Below are 11,210 nucleotides of genomic sequence, written 5' to 3'. Positions count from 1 at the left end.
GTGTTGGGCGCGGCGCTGCAAAGCTATCGGCGTTTGCGTTGAGGGCAATCGGGACTAATTTGTCTCGGGCGTATCGCGTTTTGCTTGTGCAGCCCCTGGAAAAAGGCCGCGAGCCACCGAGGTGAATCACCCCCGGTTTGGGCTGGCCCAGTCGGTTTTCAAGGGCGTGCCGAGCGATCATTTGTCGAGGGATAACCGTGACCCAGTTGAACCTGCTGTGCCTGCCGTATTCCGGAGCCAGTGCCATGGTCTACAGCCGCTGGCGGCGCAAATTGCCGGAGTGGCTGCACCTGTCGCCGGTAGAGCTACCCGGGCGTGGCGCCCGCTTCGCCGAACCCCTGCACACCGACATGCGTGAGCTGGCCGGGCAATTGGCCCTGGAAATCCGGGACACTTTGCGTGCGCCCTATGCCTTGTTCGGCCACAGCCTGGGGGCCTTGCTGGCCTGTGAACTGGCCCATGCCTTGCGGGCCCTGGGATGTCCGGAACCGGTGGCGCTGTTCGCTTCGGGAACCGCGGCGCCGACCTTGCGCAGCGAATACGACCGCGGTTTTGCCGAACCCAAGACCGATGCGCAACTGATCGAGCAATTGCGCACCCTCAACGGTACCAGTGAGGAAGTGCTGGCCAACCAGGAGTTGATGAACCTGACGTTGCCGATCCTGCGGGCCGACTTCCTGTTGTGCGGGCGCTTCCGACCCGTGCAGCGGCCGTTGCTCAATTGCCCGGTGCACGTGCTGGGCGGCAAGGCCGATCGCGCCACCACCGAACAGTTGATCGGCTGGAGCAAGGAAACCCAGGGCGGGTTCTCGGTGGACATGCTCGCCGGCGGGCATTTCTTCATCCATGAACACGAAGCCAAGGTGCTGAGCCTGATCAAGGGCCACCTGGATGTGCACCGGCGCCGCCACCTGGCCCCCGTCGCGCTGTCCCTGTAGTCGCGCTGTTGCCGGCTGCGCAGGGCGCGCAGCCGGTGGGCCTCAGTCCAGGGACGAGCCCATGCGCCAGTAGCCCATCAAGGTCAGGTTGCGCCGCTCCTGGCCGCGCTCGTTGATCAGGTGGCGGCGGATCTTCATCACCGTGGCCGATTCGCCGGCCACCCAGGCATAGAACTGGTTGTCCGCCGGCGCTGCGGTTTCCCAGGGCCGCTCCTCATCGTCACGCCCGGCCTTGACCGGTCGCCTTCCGGCGCTGGCCGGCGGCAGTTCGGCCAGCTCCCGGGCGGCGTGGATCAGCGGCTCGCCATGGCGGGCGTCGAGCATGTCGCGGGGCAGCCAGCTCAGCCGGGTCAGCGGATGACAATGCAGGTCGATGCAGTCGCTCTCGTGGGGCACCTCGATGAACACCTGCACATCCGGGTAATCCGGATACTCCTTGAGCTCATCGAGAATCCCGGCGATGGCCGGCAGGGCGGTTTCGTCGCCCATCAGCAGCACCTTGCGGATGCCCGCCGGCGGTTGCCCTTCATAACCGCCGGGATCGCCGCTGAAGGCCTTGTTCGGCACCACCATCTGCAAGCGTTCGCCAGGTTGCGCGCAGGTCGCCCAGCTCGAAGCCGGCCCGTTGACCCCGTGCAGCACGAAGTCCACGTCCAGCTCCGCCGGTTGCAGGCGCAGCGCTCGGATGGTGTAGGTGCGCATCGGTGGTTGCCGCTCGGCCGGCAGCTTGCGCCGCACGGCATGCCAGTCGCCCTCCACCGGCAACTGCGGCAGGCTGCCATCGGCGGCGGGAAACAGCAGCTTGATGCGCTGGTCCGGGGCCAGGGTGCGGGCCTGGGCGATGTCATCGCCGCTGAACACCAGGCGTACCAGGGAGGGGCTGAGGGCAATGCGCTGCTTGAGTTCGACGTTGATCACCCGGTAGCCCTTGGGTGGCTGGACGCCGGCGCCTACCAACTTGCGCAAGCCATTGGCCAGGGAGCTGGCCAGGGAAGTGGCTGAGGACATGGTCGCGACCTTATTTGGGAAGAAGGTCCTGATTTGACGAGTCGCCGGGTTTGGAATTTACCGTTGCCAGCGCCATCCGGGGGGGCTGGCGCGGAGTTAATTTTTCCCCGGGGCCATCCGTTTCGTAGGGATAGCCGAGCCCTCGCTCGATACCCAACATGTACGGATGAACCCCGATGAACGCTGAAAAGTCCCTGAAACTTGCTCGCCGCTTTATCGAGCTGCCGCTGGAGAAGCGGCGGTTGTTCCTCGATGGCCTGCGGGATGAAAACATCGACTTTTCGTTGTTTCCGATTCCGGCCGACGTGGCCGTGGATGATCGCTGGGACCTGTCCTACGCCCAGCGGCGCATGTGGTTCCTCTGGCAGCTGGACCCCGAGAGCGGCGCCTACAACCTGCCGGGCGCCGTGCGTCTCAAGGGCGAACTGGATCGCGGTGCGCTGGAGCAGGCCTTCGCCCACCTGATCGCCCGCCACGAAACCCTGCGCACCCTGTTCAAGCGTCATGTCGATGACCGCCTGGAGCAGGTGGTGGTCGACCGCCCATTGCCGTTGGAGTGCCAGGACCTGAGTGCCACGGACGCAGCCTTGCGCGAGCAGGCGGTGGCCGCCGAGGCCCAGCGCCAGTCGTTGCTGCCGTTCGATCTGGGCCAGGGGCCGCTGTTGCGGATCAAGCTGCTCAAGCTCGCGGCCCAGGACCATGTGCTGTTGCTGACCCTGCACCACATCGTGTCCGATGGCTGGTCGATGAATGTGCTGATCGACGAATTCATCCGTTGCTACGACGCCTTCGAGCGCGGCGAGGTGCCGCAATTGCCGGCACTGCCGATCCAGTACAGCGACTATGCCCTGTGGCAGCGGCGCTGGCTGGAGGCGGGGGAGCAGGCGCGTCAGCTGGAGTACTGGCAGGCCCGCCTGGGCGATGAGCATCCGGTATTGGAGCTGCCCACCGACCATCCGCGCCCGGCGGTGCCCAGCTACCGCGGAACCCGCTATGAGTTCGCCGTGGAGCCGGCCTTGGCCGAGCAGTTGCGCGCCCTGGCGAAACAGCACAACGTCACCCTGTTCATGCTCCTGCTCGGGGCCTTCAACGTGCTGCTGCATCGCTACACCGGCCAGGGCGACATCCGCGTCGGCGTGCCCATCGCCAACCGCAACCGGGCCGAGGTCGAGGGGCTGATCGGCTTCTTCGTCAACACCCAGGTGCTGCGCACCGAGCTCACCGGCCAGACCCGGGTCAGCGAGCTGTTGCAGGCAGTCAAGGAGGCGGCCCTGGGGGCCCAGGCCCACCAGGACCTGCCGTTCGAGCAACTGGTGGAGGCCTTCAAGCTGGAGCGCAGCCTGAGCCATACACCGTTGTTCCAGGTGATGTACAACCACCAGCCGCAGGTGGCCGATATCACCACGGTGAACACCGCCTCCGGGTTGGAGCTGGGGTTGGTGGAATGGCAAAGCCGTACCACCCAGTTCGACTTGACCCTCGATACCTACGAGAAATCCGGCCGGTTGCATGCGGCGCTGACCTATGCCGACGACCTGTTCGATGCGGTCACCATCGCTTGCATGGCGCGCCACTGGACCCGCCTGCTGCAGGGTATGTTGGCGGATGCCAGGCAACGTATCGGCGAGCTGCCCCTGCTCGATGCCCAGGAGCAGCAGTTGCTGGTGCATGAGTGGAACCGCACCGCGGTGGACTACCCAAACGGGGTCTGCATGCACCAGTTGATCGAGGCCCAGGCCGGGCGTACTCCGCAGGCCTGTGCCCTGGTGTTCGGCGAGCACCAGCTCAGCTATGGCGAGCTGGACGCCCGGGCCAACCAGCTGGCGCGCTTGTTGCGCGAGCAGGGGGTGGCAGCCGACACGCTGGTGGGGATCTGTATCGAGCGATCCATCGAAATGGTCGTGGGGCTGCTGGCGATCCACAAGGCCGGCGGAGCCTATGTGCCCCTGGACCCGGAATATCCCCAGGATCGCCTGGCCTACATGATCGAGGACAGCGGCATCGGCCTGCTGCTCAGCCAGAGTTCGCTGCTGGCGTCGCTGCCTGGCGAAACGGTCCGGATCATCACCCTGGACCAGGAGCCGGACTGGCTCGATGCCTACAGCGACAGCCCGCTGGAGATGCTGACCGATCCGCTGAACCTGGCGTACGTGATCTATACCTCGGGCTCCACCGGCAAGCCCAAGGGCGCCGGCAACAGCCACGCGGCGCTGGTCAACCGCCTGCAATGGATGCAACAGGCCTATGGCCTGGACGCCAGCGATGCGGTGCTGCAGAAAACCCCATTCAGCTTCGACGTCTCGGTGTGGGAGTTCTTCTGGCCGCTGATGACCGGGGCACGCCTGGTGGTGGCCGCTCCCGGGGCCCATCGCGAGCCGGCGCAACTGATCCGGACCATTACCCAGCAGCAGGTCACCACCCTGCATTTCGTGCCTTCGATGCTCCAGGCATTCATTCGCGACAGCGGCGTGTCGGCCTGTACCAGCCTCAAACGCATCGTCTGCAGTGGCGAAGCCTTGCCCATGGATGCCCAGCAGCAGGTGTTCGCCAAGTTGCCCAAGGCCGGTTTGTACAACCTGTATGGCCCGACCGAAGCAGCCATCGACGTGACCCACTGGACCTGTGTCGACGAGGGGCTCGATAGCGTGCCGATCGGCCGGCCGATCGCCAACCTGCGTACCCATGTGCTGGATGCACAATTGCTGCCGGTGCCTGCCGGGGTCGCTGGCGAGCTCTACCTGGGCGGTGCCGGCCTGGCCCGCAGCTATCATCGGCGTGCGGCGTTGACTGCCGAGCGTTTCGTACCTTGCCCATTCCATGATGGCGCGCGCCTGTATCGCACCGGCGACCGCGTGCGCCAGCGCGCCGATGGCGTGATCGAGTACCTGGGGCGCCTGGATCACCAGGTCAAGTTGCGCGGCCTGCGTATCGAGTTGGGCGAGATCGAGGCGCGCCTGCTGGAGCATCCGCAAGTGCGCGAAGCCACGGTGCTGGTGGTGGACGGTAAGCAACTGGTGGGTTACCTGGTCCTGCAAGAGGCCGCGGCTGACTGGCGCGAGGCACTGGCTGCACACCTGGGCCGCAGCCTGCCGGACTACATGGTACCGGCGCAGTGGGTGCTGCTGGACAGCATGCCCGTGACCGCCAACGGCAAGCTCGATCGCAAGGCCCTGCTGAGCCAGGTCGGTGAGGTGCAACTGGCTCCTTACCGTGCACCGCGCGAGGGGGCCGAGCAGACCCTGGCCGAGATCTGGCGAGCGCTGCTGACGGTGGAGCAGGTCGGCCTGGATGACAATTTCTTCGCCCTGGGTGGCGACTCGATCATTTCCATCCAGGTGGTCAGCCGCGCCCGCCAGGCTGGCCTGGCGCTCAGCCCACGGGACCTGTTCCAGCACCAGACCCTGCGTAGCCTGGCCCAGGTGGCCAAGCCGGTGGCCCTCGGCCAGCAAGACAGCGGCCCGGCCAGCGGCGAGCTGGCGCTGACGCCGGTACAGCACTGGTTCATGGAACAAGCGGTACCGCAGCGCCAGCACTGGAACCAGTCGCTGTTGCTGCAAGCCCGCCAGCCCCTGGATGCCCAGCGCCTGGCCGAAGCGCTGGCGCGCCTGGCCAAGCATCACGATGCGCTGCGCTTGCGCGTGCGCCAAGTGGCCGCTGGCTGGCAGCAGGCCTATGCCGAGGAGCCCGGCGAGTTGTTGTGGCTGCGTGAGGCAGGCGATGCGGAGCAACTCACCCAGCTGTGCGAGGCTGCCCAGCGCAGCCTGGATCTGGAGCAAGGCCCATTGCTGCGCGGCATGTTGGTCAACCTGGCCGATGGCAGCCAGCGCTTGTTGCTGGTGGTCCACCACTGGGCGGTGGACGGGGTGTCCTGGCGCGTACTGCTGGAAGACCTGCAGCAGCTGTATAGCCAGCCGCGACAGGCCCTCGCGCCACGTACCAGCTCCTACCAGGCCTGGTCCGCTCACCTGCAGCAACTGGCGGAGGAGCGTAGCGCCGAGCTGGCCTACTGGCAGGCGCAGATCCCGGCCCAGGTCGCGGACCTGCCGGCCGAGCGTCCGGCGGGCGCCCTGGAAAACCGTCATGAACAGAAAATCACCCTGACCCTGGATGCCCAGCGCACCGCGCAATTGCTGCAACAGGCAGCGGGCGCTTATCGCACCCAGATCAACGACCTGCTGCTCACCGCCCTGGCCCGTACCATCGGCCGTTGGACCGGCGCCGAGGGCACCCTGGTGCAGTTGGAAGGCCACGGCCGGGAAACCCAGGGCAGCGACCTGGACCTGAGCCGCAGCGTTGGCTGGTTCACCAGCCTGTTCCCGGTGTACCTGCGTGGCGCCGGCGAGCCAGGGGCGGCGATCAAGGGCATCAAGGAGCAATTGCGCGCCGTGCCGGACAAGGGCCTGGGCTTCGGCCTGCTGCGCTACCTGGGCGATGCCGCCAGTCGCGACGCCATGGCGCAGCTGGCGCAACCGCGTATCACCTTCAACTACCTGGGGCAGTTCGACCGCCAGTTCGATGCCCAGGCACTGCTGGTACCGGCCAGCGAGAAGGCCGGGCAAACCCAGGACCCGGGTGCGCCGCTGGCCAACTGGCTGGTGATCGAGGGCCAGGTCTACGGTGGCGAGCTGAGCCTGAGCTGGGGCTTCAGCCGTGAGATGTTCGACGCTTCGACCATCCAGCGCCTGGTGGATGACTACCAGGAGCAGCTGCTGGCCTTGATCGAACATTGCCTGGACCCGCGCCAGGGCGCCTTGACCCCGTCCGACGTCAGCCTGGCGCGGCTCACCCAGCAGCAACTGGATGACCTGGCCCTGGCGTCCCGCGAGGTGCAGGATGTGTATCCGCTGTCGCCGATGCAGCAGGGCATGCTGTTCCACAGCCTGTACCAGCAAGGCCAGGGCGATGTCTATGTCAGCCAGTTGCGGGCCGATGTCCAGGGCCTGGACGTGGCGCGCTTCCAGCAAGCCTGGGAGCAGGTGCTGGGCCGTCATGACATGCTGCGCACCGGGTTCGTCTGGCAGGAGGACCAGGGCCAGGCGCTGCAAGTGGTCTATCGCCAGGTCGAGCTGCCGCTGATCGAGCATGACTGGCGCACTCGTACGGATTTGCCGGCGGCGCTCGACGCCCTGGCCCTGGAGCAGCACCAGCAAGGCTTCGAACTGGCTCGTCCGCCCTTGCTGCGGGTGGTGCTGGTGCGCACCGATGAGGACCGCTGGCACCTGGTGTACACCAGCCATCACATCCTCATGGATGGCTGGAGTAACGCCCTGGTGCTCAACGAAGTACTGCAAGTCTGCAAGGGCCAGGCGCTGGCGCCGGCAGGCGCCGGTTTTGCCCAGCACATCGCCTGGCTGCAGGCCCAGGACCCGGCGCTGGGCGAGGCGTTCTGGCGCGAGCGCCTGGCACAGCTGGACGAGCCGTCCTTCCTGGCTCGCAGCGTGGCCAGGAGCGGGCAACCGGCAACGGGCGAATACGGCGAACTGCTCTGTGAACTGGATGAAGAGCAGACCCGGCGCCTGGGCGCCTTTGCCCGGACTCAACAGGTGACCCTCAACAGCCTGGTGCAAGCGGCCTGGCTGTTGCTGTTGCAGCGCTATACCGGCCAGGCCAGCGTGGCCTGTGGGGTCACGGTCTCCGGACGCCCGGCGCAGTTGGCGGATGTAGAGCAGCAAGTCGGCCTGTTCATCAACACCTTGCCCTTGATCGCCAACGTGGATCCGGCGCAGTCGGTCGGCGACTGGCTGCGTCAGGTTCAGGCATTGAACCTGGAGATGCGCGAGCACGAACACACGCCGTTGTTCGATATCCAGCGTTGGGCCGGGACCGCCGGCGAGGCGCTGTTCGATACCCTGGTGGTGTTCGAGAACTTCCCCGTGGCCAAGAGCCTGGAGCAGGGCGCTGCCGATGGCCTGCGCTTCAGCGAGGTCAAGAGCCAGGAACGCACCAACTACCCGTTGACCCTGACTGCGCACGGCGGCGCACGCCTAAGCCTGCACCTGGAGTACCTCCAGGCCGAATTCGACAGCCAGGCAGTACAGCGCCTGGCGGTTTGCCTGCAAGCGCTGCTGCAGCGCTTCCTTGAGGCTCCGGCGCAGGCCCTGGGGGCCCTGCCATTGCTGCCGGAGCCGGAACAACGGCACCTGTTGCAGGCCTGGAATCCACGCGATGCCTCGCGGCCGGCGCAGGCCAGCGTAGTGCAACGGTTCGAGCAGCAGGCGGCGATGCAACCGGAGCGCCTGGCGCTGATCCTCGACCAGCGCCGCCTGACCTATGGCGAGCTCAACCAGCGGGCCAACCGCCTGGCCCAGCGCTTGATCGAGCTGGGAGTGAAGGCCGATTCCCTGGTCGGGGTCGCGGTGGATCGTTCCCTGGAAATGGTCGTGGGCCTGCTGGCCGTGCTCAAGGCCGGTGGCGCCTATGTGCCGCTGGACCCGAAATACCCCCGCGAGCGCCTGCAGTGCATGATCGAGGACAGCGGCGTGGGCTTGCTGCTGACCCAGCAACCGCTGCTGGAGCAATTGCCGATCAGCCCCGGCTTGCCGCTGATCTGCCTGGAGCAGGACGAACACTGGCTGGCCGCCTACAGCGCCGAGAACCCGCCGGTGCGTTCGCAGCCGGGCAACCTGGCCTATGTGATGTTCACCTCCGGCTCCACTGGCCGGCCCAAGGGGGTCGGGATCGACCTGGGTTCCCTGGCGCGGCATGTGGAAGTGATCACCGAGTTGTTCGAGCTCAAGGCCGATGACCGGGCCCTGCAATTCGGCACCTTCAACTTCGACGCCTTCGTCGAACAGCTGTACCCGGCATTGTGCTGCGGTGCGGCGGTCGTGGTGCGCGGTGGCGAACTGTGGGACAGCGACACCTTCTACCAGCAGTTGATCGAACACCAGATCACCGTGGCCGACCTGACCACCGCCTACTGGTACCTGCTGGTACGCGATTTCGCCGACCGTGGCCCACGCGACTATGGACGCCTGCGCCAGGTGCATATCGGTGGCGAAGCCATGCCGCCGGAAGGCCTCAATGCCTGGCGCACGGCGGGCCTGGAGCACGTCAGGCTGTTCAACACCTATGGCCCCACCGAGACCACGGTCAGTGCCACGGCCCTGGACTGCGCCGCTTATGTCTTGGGTGGCGAGCCGTTGCCGGCAGTCATGCCCATTGGCCGGGTACTGGACGGTCGCGCCATCTACTTGCTCGATGCCAACCTCAACCCGGTGCCGGTGGGTGTGGCCGGTGAATTGGTGATTGGCGGGCCGCTGCTGGCCCGTGGTTACTTCCAGCGTCCCGAACTCACCGCCGAACGCTTCATTCCCGATCCGTTCGCCGCGGACGGGGCGGGGCGCCTGTACCGTACCGGCGACCTGGCACGCTACCGGGCCGACGGGGTGATCGAGTACATCGGGCGGATCGACCATCAGGTCAAGGTGCGTGGTTTCCGTATCGAGCTGGGGGAAATCGAAGCACGCTTGCTGGCCCAGGCCAGTGTGCGCGAAGCCCTGGTGGTCGCCGCCGATAACCAGCTGGTCGCTTATGTGGTGGCCAGCCAGGCCTTGTCCGAGCAACAGCAAGAGCCGTTGCGCGAGCAGTTGAAGGCGAGCCTGCGTGCAGAACTGCCGGACTATATGGTGCCGGGGCACCTGTTGTTCCTGGAGCGCCTGCCCATGAGCCCCAACGGCAAGCTCGATCGCGCGGCGCTGCCCAAGCCCGATGCCAGCCAGGCGCTGGCCAACTGGATCGCTCCGGTCACCGAGCTACAGCAGCAGGTGGCGGCCATCTGGTCCCAGGTCCTGGGTGCCGAGCGGGTCGGCCTCGGCGATCATTTCTTCGAGATGGGCGGCCACTCGCTGCTGGCCACCCAGATGGTGTCCCGAGTGCGACATGGCCTGGGTATCGAGGTCAGCCTCAAGACCCTGTTCGAGCATCCGCTGCTGGCCGATTTCGTCGGCGCCCTGGGTGCTGTCGACGCCTCGGCCCCGGCGATCCTGCCGGTGGACCGGCAGCAGCCGCTGGCCCTGTCCTACGCCCAGGAGCGCCAGTGGTTCCTCTGGCAGCTGGATCCGACCAGCGCCGCCTACCATGTGCCCAGCGCGCTGCGCCTGAAGGGCCCGCTGGATCTGGCTGCGTTGCAGCGCAGTTTCGACACCCTGGTGGCGCGCCATGAAAGCCTGCGCACCCGCTTGCAGCAGGATGGCCAACGCACCGTCCAGGTGATCGAAGCCCAAGCGCGGTTCGAGCTGGGGGTGGTCGAGGCCGATGAGTCGCGCCTCAAATCCCTGGTGGAGGCGCAGATTGCCCAGCCGTTTGATTTGCGCCAGGGCCCATTGTTGCGAGCCAACGTGTTGCGCCTGGCCGAAGATGACCATGTGCTGGTGCTGGTCAAGCATCACATCGTCTCCGATGGCTGGTCGATGCAAGTGATGATCGAAGAGCTGGTGCAGCTGTATTCGGCCTACAGCCTGGGTGAAGAGCTGCACCTGCCGGCCTTGCCGATCCAGTACGCCGACTACGCCGCCTGGCAGCGCGACTGGATGGAGGCCGGGGAGAAGGCCCGTCAGCTCGGCTACTGGCGTGACATGCTCGGTGGGCAGCAGCCGGTGCTGGAGTTGCCGTTCGACCATCAGCGCCCGGCCTTGCCGAGCCATCGTGGTGCTCGCCTGTCGATACCGCTACCCGCTGTCCTGGTGGATGAGCTCAAGGACCTGGCCAAGGTCCGTGGCGTGACCCTGTTCATGCTGTTGTTGGCGTCCTACCAGGCCCTGCTGCACCGCTACAGCGGCCAGCAGGACATCCGTGTCGGGGTGCCGATCGCCAACCGCAACCGGGTAGAGACCGAGCGCCTGATCGGTTTCTTCGTCAACACCCAGGTACTCAAGGCCGATATCGATGGGCAGATGACCGTCGACCAGTTGCTGGCGCAGGTCAAGCAACGGGCCCTGGAAGCCCAGGCTCACCAGGACCTGCCGTTCGAGCAACTGGTGGAGGCGCTGCAGCCGGAGCGCAGCCTGAGCCTCAACCCGCTGTTCCAGGTGGTGTTCAACCATCACATCAGCCAGGCAGGCAATCATTTGCAGCGTTTGCCGGGGTTGGACATGAGCCCGGTGACCTGGGATGAAACCGCGGCGCAGTTCGATCTGGTCCTGGATATCGAAGAATCCCAGCAGCAGTTGCATGCCTCGCTGAGCTACGCCACCGATCTGTTCGAAGCCCCGACCATCGAGCGCATGGCCCGCCACTGGCAGAACCTGCTGCAGGCGATGGTCG

General features: G+C 66.2%; 3 protein-coding genes. 2 read left to right on the top strand and 1 reads right to left on the bottom strand.

Annotated elements, in window-relative coordinates; all coding sequences use genetic code 11:
* Positions 1–197 precede the first annotated feature (197 nt).
* Entirely contained in the window at positions 198–938 is a 741-nt protein-coding gene (locus ACK6AU_RS30000) for a thioesterase II family protein (RefSeq protein WP_185702092.1), read from the top strand.
* A 42-nt stretch (positions 939–980) separates the two neighbouring features.
* Here the strand turns inward: ACK6AU_RS30000 and ACK6AU_RS29995 are convergent, their stop codons facing one another.
* A complete protein-coding gene (locus ACK6AU_RS29995) occupies positions 981–1,946 on the bottom strand; it encodes a siderophore-interacting protein (RefSeq protein ID WP_409303266.1) in 966 nt (321 codons plus the stop codon).
* 176 nt (positions 1,947–2,122) lie between these two features.
* On the opposite strand from ACK6AU_RS29995, the gene ACK6AU_RS29990 reads away from it, so the two are divergent.
* Positions 2,123–11,210 (top strand): amino acid adenylation domain-containing protein (locus tag ACK6AU_RS29990; RefSeq protein ID WP_409303264.1); only part of this gene is annotated, 9,088 nt, incomplete at its 3' end.

Source organism: Pseudomonas sp. KCJK8993 (genome assembly GCF_046230915.1).
In the GTDB taxonomy this organism is placed as follows: Bacteria; Pseudomonadota; Gammaproteobacteria; order Pseudomonadales; family Pseudomonadaceae; genus Aquipseudomonas; species Aquipseudomonas piscis.
Note: the sequence above shows the minus strand (reverse complement) of the source record. Positions and strands in the feature narration are given on the sequence as shown.